Raw genomic sequence first — 21,716 nt, 5'->3', positions numbered from 1 at the left:
GGTGCCCCTCTCGGCTCACTCGCCGCGGTACAGCTCGCGCTTGTCGATGTACCGCACGACTCCGTCCGGCACCAGGTACCAGACGGGGTCGCCCTTGGCGACTCTCGCCCGGCAGTCGGTGGAGGAGATGGCGAGGGCGGGAACCTCGACGAGCGAGACGCCGCCCTCGGGAAGTCCCGGGTCGGCCAGGGTGTGGCCGGGCCGGGTGACCCCGATGAAGTGTGCCAGGGCGAACAGCTCTTCCGTGTCCCGCCAGGTGAGGATCTGGCCGAGGGCGTCGGCGCCGGTGATGAAGAAGAGGTCGGTGTCGGGGTTGAGGGCCTTGAGGTCGCGCAGGGTGTCCGTGGTGTAGGTCGCGCCACCGCGGTCGATGTCGATGCGGCTGACCGAGAACTGCGGGTTCTCGGCGGTCGCGATGACCGTCATCAGATAGCGGTCCTCGGCCGGGGAGACCGCGCGGTGGGTCTTCTGCCACGGCTGGCCCGTCGGTACGAACATCACCTCGTCCAGGTGGAACTGCGCGGCGACCTCGCTGGCCGCCACGAGGTGTCCGTGGTGGATCGGGTCGAACGTTCCGCCCATGACGCCCAGTCGGCGCTTGCCGCGGCTCGACGGGCCGTTGCCCGGGCCGGTAGGCATGTCCTGCTCTCCCATGCGGCAGACCCTACCGGCCCGGTCTGAGGAACCGGGCAGGCGGAGGCCCGCAGTGCCCCGCTTCGGGCACCCGGTGCCTCAGCGGTCGCGGTTGAAACGAGTGGTGATCCACAGCAGGAGCAGCAGGACGAAGAGCGCGCCACCGCCGGTCAGCAGGGGGCTGAGGCTCTCGTGGTTGCCGCCGTGCTCCTCGCCCTCAGCGGCGAGGGTGACCAACTGGGCAGCGGTGCTGTGGAAGCTCATCTTCGGCAGGACCTATCCGGTGGGCGGGATAAAGATGTCGGCTCATGGTAAGGGGGCGCGGTGAGGGCGCTCACGCCGACTCCACCATTGGAGGCCGCGCTCAGGAGGTCGGGGAACCTTCGCCCTTCCTCAGTCGTCCTTCCGCTTGTACCCCCGCAGCAGGAACCACGCGGTGAACGCACAGCCCAGGAACATCACGACCAGTACGACCCGGAGCAGATTTCCGGACCCTTGCTGCTCGGCGGCGCTCGCGGCCTCGGTGAGCCAGGCGGCCCGGGTGTGCTCCATGATGTGGACTCCTTCGCTGTACTGCCCGTCCACGCTATCTCCGCCTAGGCTGGGCTCTGCTTCGGGGGCGCAAAGGGCCGCACAAGGGTCCGCAAAGGATCACATCGGCCGAAGAGGCACAGCCAAAGACGCACATGGGGGAAGACATGTCCGACGACGGCCATCAGCACAACGGACACGAGAACGTGCCGAGCAGGCAGCGCAGGCGTTTCCCGGGTATCTCCTCGCGTGCGTACGAGCACCCCGCCGACCGCTCCGCCCTGGTGGCGCTGCGCAAGCTGAGCGGCTTCGACACGGTGTTCAAGGCGCTCAGCGGCCTGCTCCCCGAGCGGAGCCTGCGGCTGCTGTTCCTGTCCGACTCGGTGCGCGTCTCCGACCAGCAGTTCGCGTATCTCAACGACATGCTGCGGGACGCGTGTTACATCCTGGACCTGGAGAAGGTCCCGCCGATGTACGTCAGCCAGGACCCGCAGCCGAACGCGATGTGCATCGGCCTGGACGAGCCGATCATCGTCGTCACCACGGGGCTGGTCGACCTGCTCGACGAGGAGGAGATGCGGGCGGTCGTCGGCCACGAGGTGGGTCACGCCCTGTCCGGTCACTCGGTCTACCGGACCATCCTGCTGTTCCTGACCAGCCTCGCCCTGAGGGTGGCGTGGATCCCGCTGGGCAACCTCGCGATCATGGCGATCGTGACCGCGCTGCGGGAGTGGTTCCGCAAGTCGGAGCTGTCGGCGGACCGGGCGGGACTCCTGGTCGGCCAGGACCTGAAGGCCTCGATGCGCGGTCTGATGAAGCTGGCGGGCGGTCACCATCTGCACGAGATGAACGTGGACGCGTTCCTGAAGCAGGCCGAGGAGTACGAGGCCGGCGGTGACCTGCGCGACTCCGTGCTGAAGATCCTGAACGTCCTGCCGCGCTCCCACCCCTTCACCACCGTGCGGGCGGCCGAGCTGAAGAAGTGGGCCGAGTCCCGCGACCACCAGCGGATCATGGACGGGCACTACCCACGCCGCACCGAGGACAAGGACACCTCGGTCACGGACTCCTTCCGCGAGTCGGCGGCGAGCTACGCGACCAACGTCAAGAGCTCCAAGGACCCGCTGATGAAGCTGGTCAGCGACATCGCGGGCGGAGCGGGCGACCTGGGTGGCAGGGTGCGCAGGGGCTTCGGCGGCTTCTCGAACCCGACCCCGAGGGACGACGGACGGCCGGCCGAAGGGAACGGACCGGCCCAGGACGACTGACCCCACCCCCGACCGAAGCACCCGACCCCACCGAACCCGCTGCCCCACCGAACCCGCTGCCCCACCGGACCCGCAGCCGGCGAACGACCTCGTGCCCCCCGGTCACACCTTCGGCTGCGCGCTGGTGGCCAGCGACCCGCAGAGCGCCGTCGCGCTTCCCGTCGCATACGGGTCCGTCCCGGCCGGCCCGCCCGCCTTCGCGGTCTGTCCGGCCAGCAACGGATGCAAGCGGTTCGTGGAGTCCTCCGCACACGACAGCGGCCCGGCCTGGACGTAGGACACGACCAGCTGGGCCGTGTGCATCCGCAGATCGTCCCGGTCGAACCGGAAGTGCAGCTCACGCCGGACGGTGAACAGCGACACCTCACCCTGGGCGACCGCGGCCGCGCCGGCCGCCCTCAGCGCGTACACGAACGTGTGGTCCGCCGTGACCTCCAGCGTCGAGGAGTCGGTCTCGGCGGCCTGGAGGCTGCCCTGCACCCGGATCCCGCCGTCGGCCAGCCGCACCTGCGTGGGGTCGAAGCGAACCAGCCACCCGGTCGGCGCGTGCCGTCCGTCGGCGGCGGGGTGGGAGAAACTCTGGTCGAACTGGTCGAGTTGGTCCGTGTCGAGGAGCACCCGTACGGCACGGACCTGGGCGCCGACGAGGACGTCCGGGTCGAGCGAGGACCGCACGATGTAGTCCTTGGCGGTGGTCAGCGCGGACACGACCTGGCTGTCGGAGAAGTGCGCGGTGCGGCGGGAGGCCGGCAGCGGGATGCCCTCGGCGCCGTGCCGGTACTGCGCGGCGGGGCTGTGCGCGTAGAGGTACTCGGCGTCGGGGTGCCCCGGGACCTTGCCTGCGGGGGCGAGCGGGATGACGGTCATCCGCAGGGGTTCGACGGGCTGCCGGATCGCGGCGTTCTGGTAGGGGTGCCGTACGCCCATGTAGATCGCGGTGCCGAAGGCGACGGCGATCAGCAGGACCAGGATCAGCACCTGCCGGGACAGTCCCCGGCGCAGCGGCGGACGGCGGCGGACAGCGGGCGCGTGGTCGGCGATGCGCTCCTGTGCGGAGTACTCCTGGAGGCGGGCAGCACGGACGAACGACTCGTCGAAGACGACGGATCGGTACTCGTCCTCACCACCCACGGGGCCGCCCTCGGGTGTCCCCTCTGGTGGGTCTGCCGGCCCTCCCATATCTTCAGGGTAGGTCTCGGGGAGCTCAGGTAAACGCCGCGCTGTGCGACAAGTTCTGACAGGTTCTCACCAGGAGCGTCAGGGCGTGCGCGGGAACGCGGAGACGGCTGGCTGGGAGTATTCGGCCGACGCCGAGGGCGTCACCGCGCTTCCCTGTTCCAGACCGGTCGAGGCGGGCGGCGGAACCCGGTCGCGGCTGCCGGTGGAGGAACCCCGGTAGACCGCCGTGAAGGCCAGCGCGACCATGCCGATGCCCATGACGAGGGCGAGCATCCAGGCGACGGGGCGGTGCCAGCGGACCTGCCTGCCGTACGTCCCGGGGGCGCCGTAGCGGCCCTCGAGGATGTCGGGGTCGTCCAGGTCGTCGAGTTCGGGATCATGGCCGAAACCGCCGGGTCCGTAGCCGTCGTCGTACCGCTCGGCTCTGGGACGGGCGCGGCGGGCCTCGGCCTCGGAGGCCTCCGCTCTCGCCCGGGCCGCGGCCAGGAGACGCTCGACGGCGGTCGGCTCGTGCACCACGGCCGCCCGTACGAAGGCCTCGTCGAAGACCACGGAGGCGAACTCTTCGTCCGACACCCCGCGGTCGTGGTCGTCGTCGGGCTCCCAGCCGTCAGGGAACGGCGTGCCCCCCACGTCCTCCGGCACGAATCCAGAGTAGACCTGGGGGGTCAATTTGGGCAGACGGTATGGAAATTCATCCACCGTATGAGACACCTCTCGCCCGCCCGGGGCGCCCCGGCTCAGCGGCGGATGTGGCCGTCGCCGGTGACGATGTACTTCGTGCTCGTCAGCTCCGGCAGGCCCATCGGGCCCCGGGCGTGCAGCTTCTGGGTGGAGATGCCGATCTCCGCGCCGAAGCCGAACTGGCCGCCGTCCGTGAAGCGGGTGGAGGCGTTGACCGCGACGGTCGTGGAGTCGACCAGCTGGGTGAAGCGTCGGGCGGCCTGCTGGGAGGTGGTGACGATGGCCTCGGTGTGGCCGGAGCTCCACAGCCGGATGTGCTCGACGGCCTTGTCGAGGGAGTCGACGACGGCGGCGGCGATGTCGTAGGAGAGGTACTCGGTGTCCCAGTCCTCCGGCGTGGCCTCGACGACGGTCACCTTGGTGTCCTTGGCGTACGCCAGCACCCGCTGGTCGGCGTGGACGGTCACCCCGGCCTCGGCGAGGGCGTCCAGGGCGCGCGGCAGGAACTCGGGGGCGATGTCCTGGTGGACCAGGAGGGTCTCGGCGGCGTTGCAGACGCTGACCCGGTGGGCCTTGGAGTTGATCAGGATGTCGATCGCCATGTCGAGGTCGGCCTGGGCGTCGACGTAGACGTGGCAGTTTCCGGTGCCGGTCTCGATGACGGGGACGATCGACTCGGTGACCACGGTCCGGATCAGCGAGGCGCCGCCGCGCGGGATGAGCACGTCGACCAGGCCGCGGGCGCGCATCAGCTCGCGCACGCTCTCGCGGGACTCGCCGGGCACGAGCTGGATGGCGTCGGCGGGCAGTCCGGCGCCGCCCACGGCGTCGCGCAGGACCCGTACGAGGGCGGTGTTCGACTCGTATGCGGAGCCCGAGCCGCGCAGCAGGACGGCGTTGCCGGACTTCAGGCAGAGGGCGGCGGCGTCGACCGTGACGTTCGGGCGGGCCTCGTAGATGATGCCGACCACGCCGAGCGGGACGCGGACCTGGCGCAGGTCGATGCCGTTCGGCAGGGTCGAGCCGCGCACGACCTCGCCAACCGGGTCGGGCAGCGCGACGACGTCCCGGACGTCGGAGGCGATGGCACGCACCCGCTCGGGGGTGAGGGTCAGCCGGTCGATGATCGCCTCGCTGGTGCCGGCCTCGCGGGCCTTGGCGATGTCCTTGGCGTTGGCCTCGACGATCTCGCTCGTGCGGACCTCCAGGGCGTCCGCGATGGCGAGCAGCGCGTCGTCCTTCTCGGCCCTGGGCAGCGGGGCGAGGTCGGCGGCGGCGGCCTTGGCCCGGTAGGCGGCCTGGGTGACCGGGGTCATGGAGTCGTACGGCGAGAGCGAGGTCATACCGGAAGGGTAGTGCGCCGGGCGAGGCCGTCCACCCGTTGTTCCACAGCGCGAGACGGGATCAAAGGGACACCGCCGGGACGTGATCAGAACGGGTGGGCCCCGACCGGCGTGGCCGGCGGCGGGCCGTACCCCTCGGCGATGCGCTGGTGGTAGGTCTGGCGGTCGATGACCTCCAGGCCGACGATCTCCCACGGCGGCAGTCCCGCGGTCTGCCGGTGCTCGCCCCACAGGCGCAGGGCGACGGCGGCCGCGTCGTGCAGGTCGCGGGCCTCCTCCCAGTAGCGGATCTCGGCGTGATCGTTGGCGTAGCGGCTGGTCAGCAGGAAGGGGTGGTCGTGGGCGAGCTGTTCGAGGGCGCGCCGGACCTCTTTCAGCGGGGCCTCGTCACCGGAGACGCTGAGGGTGACATGCCACAGGCGCGGCAGGTCCTGGGGCTCCTCGCCCTGGTAGCGGTCCCCGGCCGCGACGCTGGTCAGGGTCCGCTCCTCACCGGCCGCCCGCTTGGCCGGGCCACCGGTCTCGCCCCCGGCCGGGGCGGAGGAACCGCCGGCCGCCCGCGCCACGGTTCCTGCGGGGCGACCGGACGGAGCCGCCGTACCAGCGCGGGACGCCGCCGCCCCAGGGCGCACTCGTCTCACGACGGCCTCCTTCATGCACAGGTCGACCCCACGGGCCGGGCGGAATGTTGTCCCCGGGACAAAGTTGAGCAGGCCGCAAGGGCTCGTGGGGCGGTTTTGCGGAACGTCCACCTCAGGGCGACGCCCTTGGCAGGGCGTTCACCCCGTTTTCGGGCAGTACCCCGGGCATCCGGGGCCCCGTTCGGCGCCGGGCGGTCCTCGGACGGTCCTCAGGGGTGCAGGATCACCAGATCGTCCCGGTGGACGACCTCCCGCTCGTAGGCCGGCCCCAGCTCGCGTGCCAGCTCCCGGGTGGAGCGGCCGATCAGCCGCGGGATCTCCCTGGCGTCGAAGTTGACGAGCCCGCGGGCCACGGCGTGCCCGGTGCCGTCGCGCAGTTCGACGGGGTCGCCCGCGACGAACTCGCCCTCGACGGAGGCGATCCCGGCCGGCAGCAGCGACGTGCGACGGTCGACGACCGCCTTCACCGCGCCGTCGTCCAGGGTCAGCGCACCCTGCGGGGTGGACGCGTGCTGGAGCCACAGCAGCCGGTCGGCGGAGCGCTTGCCGGCGGGGTGGAAGTAGGTGCCGGTGTCACCGCCGGACAGCGCCTCGGCCGCGTGGACCGTGCTGGTCAGCACCACCGGGATGCCGGCGGCGGCAGCGATCCGGGCGGCCTCGACCTTGGTGACCATGCCGCCGGTGCCGACGCCCGCCTTGCCGGCGCTGCCGATGTCGACGCCCGCCAGGTCCTCGGGTCCGCGCACCTGAGCTATCCGCGAGGTGCCGGGCCTGCTGGGGTCGCCGTCGTAGACGCCGTCGATGTCGGAGAGGAGGACGAGCAGGTCGGCGTGGACCAGGTGGGCCACCAGGGCCGCCAGGCGGTCGTTGTCGCCGAAGCGGATCTCGTCGGTGGCGACGGTGTCGTTCTCGTTGACGATCGGCAGGGCGCCCATCGCGAGGAGCTTGTCGAGGGTACGGGATGCGTTGCGGTGGTGGGCGCGGCGGCTCATGTCGTCGCTGGTCAGCAGCACCTGGCCGACGCGGACGCCGTAGCGCGCGAAGGAGGCGGTGTAGCGGGCGACGAGCAGGCCCTGGCCGACGCTGGCGGCGGCCTGCTGGCGGGCGAGGTCGCGGGGGCGGCGGCGCAGGCCCAGCGGGGCGAGGCCGGCGGCGATGGCTCCGGAGGAGACGAGGACGACCTCCCTCTCACCTCCGCTGCGGCTCTTGGCGAGGACGTCGACGAGCGCGTCGACCCGGTCGGCGTCGAGGCCGCCGGCAGCGGTGGTCAGCGACGAGGAACCGACCTTGACGACGATCCTGCGGGCCTCGCCCACGGCCTGCCTTGCCCCTGCCACCTTGTGTCCTGTCCCCTCGCGCCACCTATGGGTCCTCGTCCGCAATGTACGCGAACGGGACGCGCCGACGCGCATCCGTCCACGTCCCGGACCGTCCGTCCCGCCCCCGAGGATCCCCTGGCCCAGCTCGTCGCCCAGCCGGTCGGCAGCTCGGTCGGATAGGACCGGCACATAGCACCTGGCCGTCCCGGAGGGCAGGGGACACGCGCGTGTCGTCCGGAGGTCGGCACCCGTTAACCAGGGCGTCCGTCTCGCGACGACCTTGGAGTGTCCCCTGTGCGAAAACGCCTCCCCCGCCTCCGGTCCGCGCTGCGGCTGCCGGGACGGCAGACCGCGACGAGAGCGCTCGTCGCCGCCGTCCTGGCAGCCGCCGTCGTCGCCCAGGCCGTCGCCGCCCTGCGTCCGCACGTCCCGCTGCTGCTCGCCGCGACGGCCGCCTCCCTGGCCGTCGAAGGCGTGCTGCACCGCTGGCAGCGCGGCATGGTGTCGCTGTTCGCCAAGTCCCACGCGGACATCACCGTGCGGCACGTCCTGCGCGACCTGCTGCTGGTGCTCGGCCTGCTGCGGCTGACCCCGGAGGACGAGGAGACGGCGTACACCGCGCTGGTGGCCGGGCTGCTCGCCTGCTACGCGCTGCACTGCGCGCTCCAGGCGGCCTCCGTCCTCGTCCGCCGCACCCGCACCCTCCCGGTGGTCACCCGCAACATCGACGCCTCCGCGCTCCGCCTGACCCCGGCCCCGCCCGCCCTGCTGCGCCGACCGGGGCCCCGCCTGCTGGCCCACGGCCTGCCCGCCACGACGGGTCTGCTGGTCACGGCGGCCACCGGCGAGCCCCGCTGCGCGGCCTTCGGCATCGCGATGTCCCTCGGGCTCGCCCTCATGGGCCTGTACGACCTGCTCGTACGGCTGCTGCCGAGCCGGCGTCCGGCGGGCGAGCAGGAGGTGCTGGACTGGTTCGACGCGTGGCTCGCCGCGTACCGGCCGACCGTCGGCCTGTACTTCTCCGGCGGAGTGTCCTCCGCCTACCAGGCCAACATGTGGCTGGAGCCGCTAGCGAAGCTCGACGGGAAGCCGGTCATCATCCTGCGCGAGCGGTTCATGATGCAGAAGATCGCCGCGACCGACCTGCCGATCGTCTGCCTGCCGAAGGTGTCCACGCTGCTGCGCCTGGAGCAGTCCACCCTCCAGGTCCTCGTCCACCCGTCGAACTCCGGCAAGACCTCCCAGGTCCTGCGCATCCCCACGATCAAGCACACCTTCGTCAACCACGGCGAGAGCGACAAGCTGTCCTCCTGCAACCCGTACGCGAAGGCCTACGACGAGGTGTGGGTGGCCGGTCCCGCGGCCCGCGAGCGGTACGCGGCGGCCCAGGTGGGCGTCGAGGACAAGGACGTGGTGGAGATCGGCCGCCCGCAGCTGGAGGCGGTACGGCCGTACGAGGGACCGCCGGCCGGGGCGTACACGACCGTGCTGTACGCGCCGACCTGGGAGGGCTGGGACGGCAACCCCGGCAACACCTCGGTGATCGAGGCGGGCGAGAACATCGTGCGGGCGCTGCTCGCGGATCCGGGGGTGCGGCTGCTGTACAAACCGCACCCGCTGACCGGTTCGGTGGACGCGCGGGCGGGCGCGGCGGACCTGAGGATCCGTGAGCTGGTGCGGGCGGCGAACCGGGAGCGGACCGGGGAACGGCCCGCCGACGACGGTGAACTCTCCCGAAGGACACGGGAGTTGGACCGGCTCACCACCGCGTCCTTCCGGGCCGCCGCGGACTCGGTCGAGCGGATGCTGCTGCAGTCCACGCCGGAGCCGGGCCGGGCCGAGGCGGTGGCCCGGGCGACGGCGGCCTGGGAGCGGGCGTACTGGGCCTCGCTGCCGGAGTGGGAGCACCAGGTCGTCACCGATGCCCGGCCCACCCTGTACGCCTGCTTCAACCGGGCCGACCTGCTGATCAGCGATGTGTCCAGCGTGGCCAGCGACTTCCTGGCGAGCGGGAAGCCGTACGCGGTCGCCAACACCAGCGGGTTGAGCGAGGCCGAGTTCCGCGCGGCGTTCCCCACGGCGGGGGCGGCGACGGTGCTGACTCCGGACGCGGAGGGGGTGCGGGCACTGCTGGATGCCGTACGCCACCCCGAGCTGGACGAACTCGCCGGGGCGCGGGCCAAGTTGAAGCGGCGGCTGCTGGGTCCGGACGAGCCGTCCTCGCAGGAACGGTTCGACAGGGCCGTACAGGCTCTGGGGGCGGCGGCTCGGGCGCGGCGGCTGCCGTGGCAGCGGCGGGAGGAGGAGACCGGGTCGGCCTCCGGGAGGCTCACCCTGTCGGGGTGAGGACCCTGCGTGCCTTGCGTACCGCCCGGCGCAGCAGCTGGTCCATCCCGACCTCCCGGTAGCCCGGCACCTCCCGGGCCTCCCGTGGCTCGGCGAGGTAGACGGAGTCGGGCAGGCCCGTCGAGCGGTCCCGGAAGAACGGGTAGGCGAGATACACCCGGCGGCCGCCCTTCTCCAGCACCGCCTCCGGGGTCTTCTTCGCCCTCTGGAACTCCAGGACCTCCACCAGGAGATCGGGGCGGCCCATCGCCACCAGCTGGAGCCGCAGACGTTCGTGGACGCGGAGGCGGTGGGCCACCTCACCGGTCCAGTAGGCGTCCACCAGGGGCTTCGCCAGCTCCAGCTTCTCCTGGCGGACCGCCTCGCCGTCCTTCAGGAACTTCGGGCCGAACTGCGGGAGCAGGGTGACGAGGAAGGGGCGCACCATCAGCGCGTCACGCCTCGCGCCCGCCGGGACCATGTCGGCGATCAGGTTCATCAGGGCCCGCGCGGAGTCGAAGCGCAGGGTGTGGCTGCCGGTTCTGGTGACGTGCTTGCCGTCCGCGCGGCCCACCAGGTAGTAGCAGGTGTGGTCGGCGATCACGGAGACGCCGTCGGCCCGCAGATAGGCCTCCATGGTGAACAGCGCGTCCTCTCCGGTCCACAGGGACTCGTCGAAGCGCATGCTGTGCCGTTCGAGGAACGTGCGGCGGAACAACTTCTGCGCGCTCAGCGTGAACTTGATGTTGGAGGAGAAGACGTCGGTGCGCTCCAGGGTCTGCCCCCACATCGACGTCGGCGGCTTGCGGTTGACGCCCTCGACCCGGCCGAGGACGACGTCCGTGCCGTTGCGGTCGGCCATCACGACCATCCGCTCCAGGGCCTCGGGGCCGAGCCGGTCGTCGGCGTCGAGGAAGAAGACGTACCGCCCGGTCGCCTTGCCCAGACCGACGTTGCGCGGGCCGCTGGGGCCGCCGGAGTTGTCCTGCCGGATCACCGTGACGTCGAGGGAGGTCCGCTCGGCGAACTCCTCCAGGTACTCCCCGGTGCCGTCCGCCGAACCGTCGTCGACCGCGATGACCTCGACGCGCGCGTGGCCGATGGTCTGTGCCTCCACGGAGGCCAGACAGTCGACCAGATACGGCATCGCCTCATAGGCCCCGATGACCACGGTCACATCAGGCTGCGCAACGGTCACTTCTCCCCCAGCCACGGTCTGTTTCCCGAATCGCTTCCGGCACTGGGACATACGCAGGAAGGGCCCGGATTTTCGGGATCACCCCCGAAAACCGGGCCCTTTCTTTACGAAGGGGAGGTCAGGCCTTGGTCGTGGCCTCCGCCGCCGAGGCCTCCGCCGCCGAGACCGCGGGCCGCGACTCCTGGCCGACATTGCGCGCCTCGGCCTTGATCGCGAGGTTCGCCACCGCGGTGTTGAACTGCTCGATGGAGGGGGGCTCGTCCGGTCCGAGCAGGTACTGCTTGAGCTCCACCCGGTCCTCGGCCAGCGGGTCGGCCGCCGGGTCGCGGACCGCGTCGAGCAGCTCGCCCAGCTCGGTGGCCTTGTTGGACAGGACCGTGGCCGCCCGCACCGCCGTGTTCTGCCGCTTGAACTCCTCCACGCCCAGCTCCGCGGAGTCCGTGACCGCGTACGGCTTGCCGCTCGCGATGAAGTCGGAGACCACGCTGGAGATGTCGGAGACCATCGCGTCGGAGACGTTGAAGCAGTCGTACAGCCGCGGTTCGGCGCCCGTGACCACCCGGTGCTGCCACTGGGGGAAGGAGCGCCAGTACACGTCGTTCCACTCGCCGCGCAGCCGGGCGATCTCCTCGTACTTGGCCACGTCGACCACGCCGTCACGGCTGGCCTCGGCCTCGTCGCCCTTCTCGCCGCCGCTGCCGACCAGGACGGCGAGCCGCGCCTCGATGCGGGCGAGCTCGGCCGTGGCGGCGGCCAGCGCGGCCGCGTCGGTCGGGAAGCGGGGGTCCGTGGCGCGCTCGGCGGCGGCCTGCACGATCAGCGCGGTGACCTTCTCGTGCGCGGCGGCCGCCTTGGGCAGGACCGTGCCGGTGAAGGGGTGCGGCTTGTACAGGACGCGGACCGGCGGGTCCGCCTTCAGCAGCTTCTTCACGATGTTCTCGCCGGCCAGCATCAGCGAGGTGTTGCCCGGGTCGCCGTCCCAGCCCTCCCAGGTGGGCGCGTAGAGCACGGTCGGGCAGTATCCATCAGCGGCTCCGCCGCGGGGGTCCGGCGTCCCCTGCCGCTTCTGGATCGGCGCCAGCTGCGGGCGGCCCACCTCGACGATGTCCTCGTCGCGGACCCCGACGTCGGCGATGGCGTAGCGGTCGCGGCCCGCCCGGCCGGCCACCCACACCTCGTCGTACGCCTTGCTGAACGGGTTGACGCTCGCCAGCTTGTCGCTGTCGCCGTGGCCGATGAAGACGTGCTTCATGGTGGGCACACGCAGCAGGTGGATGTTCTTGCCGACGTTCGCCGCGTACAGCGCGACCCGCACCGTGGACAGGTCCATGTTCATCAGGTGCACCCCTCCGGGCACGCAGATGACGGGGACCGTGGTGGGCGCGAGGTTCTGCAGGATGACGCGCTCACGCAGGATGATCAGCGGCCTGGAGTCCAGCTGCTCCATGGTCTCCAGCCACATGTTGACCTGGTAGACGGAGTCCTTGGAGCCGGAGAAGTAGAGCACCGTCTCCGGCTTGTAGTCGCGCAGCCACTCGTCGACCTTGGCGAGGACCTTCTCGGCGTTCGGCGGGACCTTCTTGCCGCGCACGTACGGCGTCAGCGCCAGGACGTACAGGGAGCCGAGCGCTATCGTCACGCCGATGCCGATGAAGCCCGGCAGCGACGAGTCCAGTGCGGCGGCGACGAGTATGCCGACCACGGCCGCGAGGTCGAGGTGGAGCATCTTCTCGGCCGACCGGTTCAGCATGCCCCACCGTGGGGCGTCCGGGATGCGGAGGCGGGAGGCCAGGTCGACGTTGCGGGTGGCGACCGGGAGCCGGCGGCGGTTGCGGATCAGGGTGACCAGCGCGCCGTGCGGGGCCTGGAGGCCGTAGAACGCGATGAAGCAGGCGGTGGCGCCGTAGAAGATCAGGTTGTTGGAGAGGTCGAGCCGGGCCAGCAGCAGGATCAGCAGGAGCTGCCTGATCAGGAAGCGGATCGACAGTCCGGCGCGCACCTTGCTGAGGCGGTTGATCAGATAACTGCCCTGGCGGTGCAGATAGTGGTCCGCAAGGTACGTGACGGCGGTCGCGGCCGCGAAGGCGGGGACGCTCGGGATGAGCGCGGCCACCATTATGGCGGGGAAGCCCGCCAGCATGAGGACCGCCGCGGCCAGCTCGGCCGCGCTGCCCACCCGGGCGACGCGAATAGCAGTGCTTATCACTGAAAACCTGCTCTGGGAGGGATGCCGGTTGTTTACCAATTAACGCTGCTTGAGGCTTCAGGTGTTGCTTAAGGCTTCAGGCCCCTGTGAATGCACCAGGAACGGGCAGCCACAGAGGCCTGAATTTACCGAAGACTAATTGTTCCTGATTATGCCACGCCGTCCTGACGGTCCAGGACACTGGCCAGCGCGGCCTCGAAGCCGGAGGCCTGGCCCGCGGAGGCCGTCGGGTCCTGCTGGCGGACGTCGATGACATGCCCGGTCAGCTCGGAGAGCAGCACGTCGAGCGAGGTGCGGGCCACCGCCTCGGAGGACAGCAGGCTGCCCGCGGGCTCCTGGCCGAAGGCCTTGGTGCGCATGGGGGTGGCGGTGCGCTCGGGGTTGATGCAGTTCACCCGGACACCGTCACCCGCCCATTCGTCGGACAGGGCCTGCGTCAGGTTGACCATCGCCGCCTTGGTCGAGGAGTACAGGCTGTACTCGGCGCGACCGCGGGTGTAGCTGCTGGAGGTGTACAGCAGCAGCTGGCCCTTGGTCTCCGCCAGGTACTTGTACGAGGAGCGCGCGATCTGCACCGGCGCCAGGTAGTTCACCTTCAGCGCCTCCTCGATGGTGGCGTTGTCGGTCTCCGCCAGCTTTCCGATGCGCAGCACGCCCGCGGTGTTGACGACGTAGTCGATCCGCCCGGTCTCGGCGTACGCCTTGGACAGCGCGTCGTCGACCTCCTCCGGGTTCTCGACGTGGGTGCCGGTGGTGGAGCGGCCCAGCGCGTACACCTTGGCGCCGTAGGACTCGGCGAGCTCGCCGATGTCCTTGCCGATGCCGTAGGAGCCGCCGAAGACGACGACGGTCTTGCCGGTGAGCAGCTCGCGGTAGGCCTCGTCGCTCACCTGCTCGGGGGCCGCGCTCGAGGCGAGCTGGAAGAGCTTGTCGGCGATGAAGACGTCGACGGGCTGGGTGACCTTCATGTTGTACTCGTCGCCCGCGACGACGTGGATCGGCACGTCCGGCAGGTACTTGAGCACGACCGAACAGTCGTCCGTGGCCTGGAAGTTGGGGTCCCCGGCGGCGACCTCGTAGGCGCGCTTGATGGTGGACAGCTTGAAGGCCTGCGGGGTCTGGCCGCGGCGCAGCCGGGAGCGGTCCGGGATCTCGGTGATGAACTCGCCGTCGTCGCCGTGCTTGCGGGTGACGATGATGGTGTCCGCGGACGGGATGGCGACGTCGACGGCCTGGAAGCGCTCCAGGGCGACCACGCAGTCGTCGATGACGCGCCGCGACAGCAGCGGGCGCACCGCGTCGTGGAACAGGACGTTCAGGTCCTCGCCCTCGGCCAGGCCCTCGCCGAGGGCCGCGATGGCGCGCTCGGTGGTCTCGTTCCGGGTGGCACCACCCTCGATGATCTTCTTGACCTTCGTGAACCCGGCCTTGGCGACGATCTTCTCTATGTCCGGAACGTAGCCCGGCGCCATCAGGACGATGATGTCGTCGATGGAGTCGGCCTTCTCAAAGGTGGTCAGGGTGTGCTCGATGACTGCCTTGCCGGCGATCTTCAGCAGCTGCTTGGGGATCGAGAGACCCACACGCTGACCGGTACCACCGGCCAGGATCACTGCGGTGGTACGGGGCTTGGCGATGTGCTGGGACACAGAAGACCTACCTCGGGGCGACAGGGAACGGGGAAATGGTCCCACTTGCGGTTACCGCTGTGCAAGGCGACCGCCGTTCACCGCATATGTGCGCGCCATCTGTCGTTCATCTTGCACTGGAGGTGACGGCGAGCGCCCCGTACAGCGCCCGGGCCGCGGCCTCGGCGGACCGGAGCCTGGGGGGCGCCCATGATCCGCACGCCCATCGGGAGTGAGGATCTTCACGTCGTCGGGTACCGGACCGCACGCGTTCTTCCTATGCATGACGGCCCCGTTGCGGATCGGCTTGGAATACAACTCGTCCGGCAGTCCATTGCCGCGGAATTCCTTGTCAAGATTCCGCAGCTTTTCGGTCTCGGCAAGGGTAAGAGAACGATTCGCGCTGTCCGGAACGGGCTGGAGGAGATTCCCGGGCCACCCGCGCTCACACGGGCCGTACCCCCGGCTTGCCCGCGTCCACCCGCAGCTGTGCCAGCGTGATCGCCGTGGCCTGCGGCCTGAGCACCGTGTCCACGGCCCGGACCTGCGCGTCGATGCCGTGCCGGTCGATGTCGAAGAGGTGGTAGCCGCGGTGGGCGTCGATGAACTTCCAGTGCGGGTTGTCGGCCCGCAGCGGGTCCCACTGGGCGTGGAAGGCGGCCTGGTCCTGGTCGCCGTTGCTGGAGACGGAGGTACCGACGAACTCGGCGCCGACGACCCGGGAGGACGGGTCGGCGTAGTCCTCCTTGAGGTCGCTGATCATCGTGAGGTGGCGGTCGCCGGAGAGCACGACGGGGTTGCGCACGCTCTTGAACTCCTCCAGGAGGGCGTTGCGTTCGACCTGGTAGCCGTCCCAGGCGTCGTAGTACCAGAGCTTGCCCTCGCCGGGCAGGATGTCGGTCTCGGCCATCATGATCTGCGAGGCGATGAGGTTCCAGCGGGCCGGTGAGCCGTGCAGCGAGTCGAGGAGCCACCGCTTCTGCTCGGCGCCGAGCATGGTGAGCGAGGGGTCCTGGGCGGCGGCCTGGCTGGTGACCTGGTCGCTGCGGAACTGCCGGGTGTCGAGCACGTTCAGCCGGACCAGACGGCCGAACTCCAGCCGCCGGTACATCTGGATGTGCGGGCCGTTCGGCACGGCGGTGGCACGCACCGGCATGTGCTCGTAGTACGCCTGGAAGGCCGCCGTGATCCGGGCCACGAACGCGTCGTGCGGCTGCTTCTCCGGGTCCTGCGGGACCTCGCCGGCCCAGTCGTTGTCGACCTCGTGGTCGTCGAAGGTGACCACCCAGGGGGCATTCGCGTGGATCTCGGCGAGGTCCGGGTCGGTGCGGTACTGGGCGTACCGGTTGCGGTACTGGACGAGGGTGTACGGCTCCCCCGTGCCCTCGTGCCGGCGCGGACCGGCCGACGACGGCGCCGACTCGTAGATGTAGTCGCCGACGAACAGCACGACGTCGGGGTCCTGGTCCAGCATGTCGGCGTACGGCGTGAAGTAGCCGTTCTGCCAGTTCTGGCAGGAGGCGAGCGCGAGACGCAGGGTGCCCCGGGAGGTGTGCGGGGCGGGGGCGGTGCGGGTGCGGCCGGTGCGCGAGAGCTGGCCGTCGGCGCGGAAGCGGTACCAGTACGCGCGGCCCGCGCGCAGGCCCCGTACATCGACGTGGACGCTGTGTCCGAGCGTGGGCAGGGCCTGGGCGGTGCCCCGGCGGACCACCTTTTGGAAGCGCTCGTCCTCGGCGAGCTCCCACTCGACCGGCACCACTCTGTCGGGCATGCCTCCCCCGTTCAGCGGATCGGGGGCGAGCCGCGTCCACAGCACGATGCCGTCCGGCAGCGGGTCGCCGGAGGACACCCCGAGGCTGAACACCCCGTCGGGCAGCGGGGTCTCCGCGGCTCGCGCGGTGCCCGGCAGCCACAGCTGCGCGGAGGCGGCGGCGCCGAGCACGGCGGCGCCTGCGGTCAGAAAGCGGCGTCGGCCGGGTGATGCTGCTCCGTACATGGGCGAACTCCCTTGCGTCGCTGACCTCTTGGGCACCCTGGAAGCTCACGCTTCGGGGTGATCCGTGCGTTGAACCAGAGTGTTCGCGTGCATGACAAATAGGTAGACAACAGAAGAGCCGTTGCGACTCGGGTATCACATGATGAACGTGATCCCGGCGCAACGGCCTTCAGGACACTGCCGACTGACGATCTTTTGGGTTCTAGTTGGTGAAGCCCGAGCCCAGACGGGCCTTCGCGGCCGTGGTGCCGAGCAGGGTGTGGCCGAAGGTGAGCGTGCCGTCCGGCCCCAGGACGGTGGCCGGAATCGGCAGGCCGCCGGGCGAGACGACGTACTGGGCCCGGGAGCGGAAGGACCACACGGACCCGGCGCCCGCGTTCTCGCCGGGCGCGCCGACCGCGACGTCGGCCAGTCCGTCACCGTTGGTGTCACCCGCATGGACGGCCCCGCCGAAGGCGTCGCCCTTCTCGGCGGCCCCCGGCACACCCGTGCTGTTCTGCGTGACCACCTGGTGGGAGCCGGCGCCGGTCAGCCCGTCGGCCCGCCCGCTCAGCACGACGACGGATCCCGCGTCGGGCCAGGCGTCCGGGTCGGTGGGGGTGCCCAGGTCCTCGCCGGGCACGCCGGTGACCACGTCGAGGTAGCCGTCCCCGTCGACGTCGGCGAGCTGGACGTCGGTGCCGAAGCGGTCGCCCTTCTCGGCGGTGCCGGGCACGCCGGGGCTGTCCTGGTTGACGAACTGGGCCGACACACCGTCAGGAGCGCCCGAGGTGCCGGGTATCCAGGTGATACGGCCGCCCTTGGCGCGGTAGGTGTCCCCGTCGCTCTCGTAGCCTTCGACGGTCCGGCCCACCACGATGTCGGCGTAGCCGTCCCGGTTCACGTCCCCGACCGCGAGGTTCTCGCCGCCCTGGAGCGCGGCGCCGTCGATGTCGTAGACCAGGGTCCACGGCGTGAGGCCGTCCTTGGTGCCCCACCAGTACGCGATCCGCCGGGAGTCGAATGTGTCGGTGCCGTTCTCGGCGGCCACGACGTCCGTGATCCCGTCGCCGTTGAGGTCGCCGACGGCCAGGTCGAGGACGCGGCTGTCGTATCTGTCCTTCACCACCTGGCGCTCCCCGCCGGCGGAGCCACCGCGGGTGAAGGGGCCGCCGGTCGCCACGAGGTCGTGCTGGTTCACCACGGTCAGCAGGTCGCTCGCGCCGTCCCCGTCGACGTCGCCCGCCGCGAGCCGGCCCTCGGCGCCCAGCCGGTCGTGGGCCGCACCGGAGGCGAGGGTGGCACCGCCCGACAGTCCGCGGGGACCGCCCCAGACGACCTGCACCCGGCCGGACCCGCTGTTCTCGCCCCCCACGCCCACGACCAGGTCGGTGTACCCGTCCCGGTCGAGGTCGGCGGTGGTGAGCGCGCTGCCGAACCGGTCGCCCGCCTCGGCGGTGCCCGGCATCCCGGCGCTGTTCTGGCTGAACACCCGCTTCGTGGAGGCCTTCGGGCCGCTCGCCGAGCCGTACAGCACGCCGACGAACCCGGCCTTCGCCTTCCCGGCGACGGTCCCGTCGGGGGCGGCCACCGCTAGATCCGCGTAGCCGTCCCCGTTGAAGTCGTCCCGCACCGGGTGCGGCGCCGCACCCGCGGTGGCGGGCAGGACCACGGCCCCGCCGACCGCCAGGACGACGGCGAGCCCCGTGCGCCACCCTCTTCGTTGTCCGCGCATGCCGCGTCCCCCTCCTGTGACGGTCGTACGGATTGCTCCGTACGACTCACAGGAAGGGCGGTTGGTTGTCCTGCGGTAGGCCGGGGCGCCGCCCGGTGTTCGCTCAGAAGGGCTCGAAGTCGTCGAACTCCTGGCTCGCCTCGTCCCGTTCGGCCTGCTTGTCGCGGCGGCGCTGGGCGGCGGGCCGGGGCTCCTCGAAGCGGTGGTCCTCACCCCGTCGGCCGAGCATCTCGGCGCCGGCCATGACGGTCGGCTCCCAGTCGAAGACGACCGCGTTGTCCTCGGGGCCGATCGCGACGCCGTCGCCGGAGCGGGCGCCCGCCTTCATCAACGCCTCTTCCACACCGAGGCGGTTGAGGCGGTCGGCGAGGTAGCCGACGGCCTCGTCGTTGCTGAAGTCGGTCTGGCGCACCCAGCGCTCCGGCTTCTCGCCGCGCACCCGGAAGAGGCCGTCCTCCTCGCGGGTAACGGTGAAGCCGGTGTCGTCCACGGCCTTGGGCCGGATGACGATCCGGGTCGCCTCCTCCTTGGGCTTCGCGGCCCGCGCCCTGCCGACCAGGTCGGCGAGTGCGAAGGACAGCTCCTTCAGCCCCGTGTGGGCGACCGCGGACACCTCGAAGACGCGGTAGCCGCGCGCCTCCAGGTCCGGCCGCACCATCTCGGCGAGGTCCTTGCCGTCCGGTACGTCGATCTTGTTCAGGACGACGATGCGGGGACGGTTGCCGAGGCCGCCGTACTCCCTGAGTTCCGCCTCGATGATGTCGAGGTCGGAGATCGGGTCGCGGTCGGACTCCAGCGTGGCGGTGTCCAGGACGTGCACGAGGACACTGCAGCGCTCGACGTGCCGCAGGAACTCGAGGCCCAGGCCCTTGCCCTGGCTGGCGCCCGGGATCAGGCCCGGTACGTCGGCGATGGTGTAGACGGTCTCGCCGGCGGTCACCACACCGAGGTTGGGGACCAGCGTGGTGAAGGGGTAGTCGGCGATCTTCGGCTTGGCCGCGCTCAGTACCGAGATCAGCGAGGACTTGCCCGCGCTCGGGTAGCCGACCAGCGCCACGTCGGCGACGGTCTTGAGCTCCAGGACGATGTCCTGCAGGTCGCCGGGCACGCCGAGCAGCGCGAAGCCGGGGGCCTTGCGGCGGGCGGAGGCCAGCGCCGCGTTGCCGAGGCCGCCGCGGCCGCCCTGGGCGGCGACGAACGAGGTGCCGTGTCCGACCAGGTCGGCGAGGACGTTGCCCGCCCTGTCGAGGACGACGGTGCCGTCCGGGACCGGCAGGACGAGGTCCTGGCCGTCCTTGCCGGAGCGGTTGCCGCCCTCGCCGGGCTTGCCGTTGGTGGCCTTGCGGTGCGGGGAGTGGTGGTAGTCGAGCAGCGTGGTGACGGACTGGTCGACGGTCAGGATGACGTCGCCGCCCCGCCCGCCGTTTCCGCCGTCGGGACCGCCGAGCGGCTTGAACTTCTCCCGGTGGACGGAGGCACAGCCGTGACCTCCGTTACCCGCGGCGACATGCAGTTCGACGCGGTCCACGAAGGTGGTCATGGTTCAGTGCCTCCAGAAAAACGTACGGAATACCTACGGGTACAACACGCGAAAGGCGGACCCGCTTCCCACCAGGGAAGTGAGGTCCGCCTCGCGAAAAGCTTCCGATCAGGCGACCGGAACGATGTTCACGACCTTGCGGCCACGGTGGGTGCCGAACTGCACCGCACCGGCGTTCAGCGCGAACAGCGTGTCGTCGCCGCCGCGGCCGACGCCCGCACCCGGGTGGAAGTGGGTGCCGCGCTGGCGGACCAGGATCTCGCCCGCGTTGACGACCTGACCGCCGAAGCGCTTGACGCCGAGGCGCTGAGCGTTGGAGTCACGACCGTTACGGGTGGACGATGCGCCCTTCTTGTGTGCCATCTCTCCTCAGTCCCTTACTTCGCAGCCGCGGGGATCTCAGTGACCTTGATCGCCGTGTACTGCTGGCGGTGGCCCTGACGACGGCGGTAGCCGGTCTTGTTCTTGTAGCGAAGGATGTCGATCTTGACGCCCTTGTGGTGGTCCACGACCTCGGCCTGGACCTTGATGCCGGCCAGCACCCACGGGTCGCTGGTGACAGCCTCGCCGTCGACAACGAGCAGGGTCGAGAGCTCGACCGTGTCGCCAACCTTGGCAGTGGAAATCTTGTCAACCTCAACGATGTCGCCGACAGCAACCTTGTGCTGGCGACCACCGCTGCGCACGATGGCGTACACGCGGATCTCACTCTCTCGCTCGGGAACGGCACCCCCGCAGTCCAGCCGCCCGGCAGAGCGAACGGCCTCTCCCGGCCAGAACAGCGACCCGAGAGGAAGAGGTTTACGGGGATGTGGCGTGTCACCAGTGGACACGCCGACGCTCCAGGTTACGGGGCCACGGCCGAACGGGTCAAACCGGGCCCCGTCCCACTTCAAACCTGCGGGTTCAGGAACCGAGGGAGCCGAGGCTCTCCCGGTAGGCCACGCACTCCTCGTAGGAGGGCAGCAGCCCCTGCTCACGGGCCTCGGCCAGGGTGGGCGCCTGCTCGTCCTTGGGGGACAGCAGCGGGGCGATCCCCTCGGGCCACTCGATGCCGATCTCCGGGTCGAGCGGGTGGATGCCGTGCTCGCGCTGGGGTGCGTACCCCTCGGAGCACAGGTAGACCACGGTGGCGTCGTCGGTGAGTGCCATGAACCCGTGGCCGAGTCCCTCGGAGAGGTAGACGGCGTGGTGGTCCCGGTCGTCCAGGCGGACGATCTCCCACTGGCCGAAGGTCGGCGAGCCGGTGCGGATGTCCACGATCACGTCGAGGACCGCGCCGCGCACGCACTTGACGTACTTGGCCTGCCCGGGCGGCACGTCGGCGAAGTGGATGCCGCGCAGGGTGCCCCGGCTGGAGACCGACATGTTGGCCTGGGCCAGGCCGAGCGGATGGCCCGCGGCCTCCGCGAAGACCGGGGCCTTGAACCACTCGTGGAAGCTGCCCCGGCCGTCGGGGAAGACCTTCGGCTCGAACACCCAGGCACCGGAGATGGAAAGAGGTCGCATCG

The 21,716-nt window shown here is 70.7% G+C and carries 19 protein-coding genes; 2 read left to right on the top strand and 17 right to left on the bottom strand.

Annotation, left to right across the window (positions count from 1 at the left end):
• Positions 1-15: 15 nt before the first annotated feature.
• The 3 genes from nadD to ACFVYN_RS02685 form a co-directional block, all read right to left on the bottom strand.
• Positions 16-654: a nicotinate-nucleotide adenylyltransferase gene (nadD, locus tag ACFVYN_RS02695; RefSeq protein WP_389991432.1), complete on the bottom strand. Its 639-nt coding sequence runs from the start codon at positions 652-654 to the stop codon at positions 16-18.
• Between the two features lie 78 nt (positions 655-732).
• Complete coding sequence (locus ACFVYN_RS02690) at positions 733-897, bottom strand: hypothetical protein (protein ID WP_389991429.1); 165 nt, start codon at positions 895-897, stop codon at positions 733-735.
• 129 nt (positions 898-1,026) lie between these two features.
• Positions 1,027-1,185 carry a hypothetical protein gene (locus ACFVYN_RS02685; RefSeq protein ID WP_088245276.1) on the bottom strand — a complete coding sequence of 53 codons (159 nt, stop codon included), beginning with the start codon at positions 1,183-1,185 and terminating at the stop codon, positions 1,027-1,029.
• Between the two features lie 146 nt (positions 1,186-1,331).
• On the opposite strand from ACFVYN_RS02685, the gene ACFVYN_RS02680 reads away from it, so the two are divergent.
• On the top strand, positions 1,332-2,432 hold the full coding sequence (locus ACFVYN_RS02680; protein WP_389991426.1) for a M48 family metallopeptidase: 1,101 nt from the start codon (positions 1,332-1,334) through the stop codon (positions 2,430-2,432).
• Positions 2,433-2,534: 102 nt separating this feature from the next.
• Here ACFVYN_RS02680 and ACFVYN_RS02675 read toward each other — a convergent pair whose 3' ends face one another.
• From ACFVYN_RS02675 to proB, 5 genes are all read right to left on the bottom strand, one after another.
• Entirely contained in the window at positions 2,535-3,611 is a 1,077-nt protein-coding gene (locus ACFVYN_RS02675; protein ID WP_389991423.1) for a hypothetical protein, read from the bottom strand.
• A 78-nt stretch (positions 3,612-3,689) separates the two neighbouring features.
• On the bottom strand, positions 3,690-4,283 hold the full coding sequence (locus ACFVYN_RS02670) for a hypothetical protein (protein ID WP_389991420.1): 594 nt from the start codon (positions 4,281-4,283) through the stop codon (positions 3,690-3,692).
• A gap of 68 nt (positions 4,284-4,351) precedes the next feature.
• A complete protein-coding gene (locus ACFVYN_RS02665) occupies positions 4,352-5,638 on the bottom strand; it encodes a glutamate-5-semialdehyde dehydrogenase (protein ID WP_389991417.1) in 1,287 nt (428 codons plus the stop codon).
• An 86-nt stretch (positions 5,639-5,724) separates the two neighbouring features.
• Positions 5,725-6,279 (bottom strand): hypothetical protein, encoded by a 555-nt coding sequence (locus tag ACFVYN_RS02660; RefSeq protein WP_389991414.1) that lies wholly within the window; start codon positions 6,277-6,279, stop codon positions 5,725-5,727.
• A 209-nt stretch (positions 6,280-6,488) separates the two neighbouring features.
• Positions 6,489-7,595 (bottom strand): glutamate 5-kinase, encoded by a 1,107-nt coding sequence (gene proB, locus ACFVYN_RS02655; protein ID WP_389991644.1) that lies wholly within the window; start codon positions 7,593-7,595, stop codon positions 6,489-6,491.
• 330 nt (positions 7,596-7,925) lie between these two features.
• On the opposite strand from proB, the gene ACFVYN_RS02650 reads away from it, so the two are divergent.
• Positions 7,926-9,944, top strand: coding sequence for a hypothetical protein (locus tag ACFVYN_RS02650; RefSeq protein ID WP_389991641.1), 2,019 nt, complete (start codon positions 7,926-7,928; stop codon positions 9,942-9,944).
• On the opposite strand, the gene ACFVYN_RS02645 is transcribed toward ACFVYN_RS02650, so the two are convergent.
• The 9 genes from ACFVYN_RS02645 to rfbC all read right to left on the bottom strand — a co-directional run bounded on the left by ACFVYN_RS02645 (position 9,928) and on the right by rfbC (position 21,714).
• Entirely contained in the window at positions 9,928-11,121 is a 1,194-nt protein-coding gene (locus ACFVYN_RS02645; protein WP_389991411.1) for a glycosyltransferase family 2 protein, read from the bottom strand. The two genes, ACFVYN_RS02650 and ACFVYN_RS02645, sit on opposite strands and share 17 nt — an antisense overlap.
• A 118-nt stretch (positions 11,122-11,239) precedes the next feature.
• Positions 11,240-13,297, bottom strand: a complete 2,058-nt coding sequence (locus ACFVYN_RS02640) for a hypothetical protein (RefSeq protein WP_389991638.1) — start codon at positions 13,295-13,297, stop codon at positions 11,240-11,242.
• A gap of 179 nt (positions 13,298-13,476) precedes the next feature.
• Entirely contained in the window at positions 13,477-14,976 is a 1,500-nt protein-coding gene (locus ACFVYN_RS02635) for an SDR family NAD(P)-dependent oxidoreductase (RefSeq protein ID WP_389991408.1), read from the bottom strand.
• A 424-nt stretch (positions 14,977-15,400) separates the two neighbouring features.
• Positions 15,401-16,951, bottom strand: coding sequence for an alkaline phosphatase D family protein (locus tag ACFVYN_RS02630; RefSeq protein WP_389991405.1), 1,551 nt, complete (start codon positions 16,949-16,951; stop codon positions 15,401-15,403).
• 202 nt (positions 16,952-17,153) lie between these two features.
• Positions 17,154-18,665, bottom strand: a complete 1,512-nt coding sequence (locus ACFVYN_RS02625) for an FG-GAP-like repeat-containing protein (RefSeq protein WP_389991402.1) — start codon at positions 18,663-18,665, stop codon at positions 17,154-17,156.
• A 103-nt stretch (positions 18,666-18,768) separates the two neighbouring features.
• Complete coding sequence (gene obgE / locus ACFVYN_RS02620) at positions 18,769-20,205, bottom strand: GTPase ObgE (protein WP_389991400.1); 1,437 nt, start codon at positions 20,203-20,205, stop codon at positions 18,769-18,771.
• 108 nt (positions 20,206-20,313) lie between these two features.
• Positions 20,314-20,568 carry a 50S ribosomal protein L27 gene (rpmA, locus tag ACFVYN_RS02615; protein ID WP_030961848.1) on the bottom strand — a complete coding sequence of 85 codons (255 nt, stop codon included), beginning with the start codon at positions 20,566-20,568 and terminating at the stop codon, positions 20,314-20,316.
• 14 nt (positions 20,569-20,582) lie between these two features.
• Positions 20,583-20,903, bottom strand: a complete 321-nt coding sequence (gene rplU, locus ACFVYN_RS02610) for a 50S ribosomal protein L21 (RefSeq protein ID WP_030601628.1) — start codon at positions 20,901-20,903, stop codon at positions 20,583-20,585.
• Positions 20,904-21,111: 208 nt separating this feature from the next.
• A complete protein-coding gene (rfbC, locus tag ACFVYN_RS02605) occupies positions 21,112-21,714 on the bottom strand; it encodes a dTDP-4-dehydrorhamnose 3,5-epimerase (RefSeq protein WP_389991396.1) in 603 nt (200 codons plus the stop codon).
• Between the last annotated feature and the right edge of the window lie 2 nt (positions 21,715-21,716).

It is taken from the genome of Streptomyces sp. NPDC058307 (assembly GCF_042880295.1).
Lineage (GTDB): Bacteria > Actinomycetota > Actinomycetes > Streptomycetales > Streptomycetaceae > Streptomyces.
This window is presented reverse-complemented; position numbering and strand designations above follow the sequence as displayed.

Excerpts from the sequence above, each read along its gene's own strand:
- nadD (WP_389991432.1), bottom strand. The coding sequence starts at position 654 with ATGGGAGAGCAGGACATGCCTACCGGCCCGGGCAACGGCCCGTCGAGC.
- ACFVYN_RS02690 (WP_389991429.1), bottom strand. The coding sequence starts at position 897 with ATGAGCTTCCACAGCACCGCTGCCCAGTTGGTCACCCTCGCCGCTGAG.
- ACFVYN_RS02685 (WP_088245276.1), bottom strand. The coding sequence starts at position 1,185 with ATGGAGCACACCCGGGCCGCCTGGCTCACCGAGGCCGCGAGCGCCGCC.
- ACFVYN_RS02680 (WP_389991426.1), top strand. The coding sequence starts at position 1,332 with ATGTCCGACGACGGCCATCAGCACAACGGACACGAGAACGTGCCGAGC.
- ACFVYN_RS02675 (WP_389991423.1), bottom strand. The coding sequence starts at position 3,611 with ATGGGAGGGCCGGCAGACCCACCAGAGGGGACACCCGAGGGCGGCCCC.
- ACFVYN_RS02665 (WP_389991417.1), bottom strand. The coding sequence starts at position 5,638 with ATGACCTCGCTCTCGCCGTACGACTCCATGACCCCGGTCACCCAGGCC.
- ACFVYN_RS02630 (WP_389991405.1), bottom strand. The coding sequence starts at position 16,951 with ATGTACGGAGCAGCATCACCCGGCCGACGCCGCTTTCTGACCGCAGGC.
- ACFVYN_RS02625 (WP_389991402.1), bottom strand. The coding sequence starts at position 18,665 with ATGCGCGGACAACGAAGAGGGTGGCGCACGGGGCTCGCCGTCGTCCTG.
- obgE (WP_389991400.1), bottom strand. The coding sequence starts at position 20,205 with ATGACCACCTTCGTGGACCGCGTCGAACTGCATGTCGCCGCGGGTAAC.
- rpmA (WP_030961848.1), bottom strand. The coding sequence starts at position 20,568 with ATGGCACACAAGAAGGGCGCATCGTCCACCCGTAACGGTCGTGACTCC.
- rfbC (WP_389991396.1), bottom strand. The coding sequence starts at position 21,714 with ATGCGACCTCTTTCCATCTCCGGTGCCTGGGTGTTCGAGCCGAAGGTC.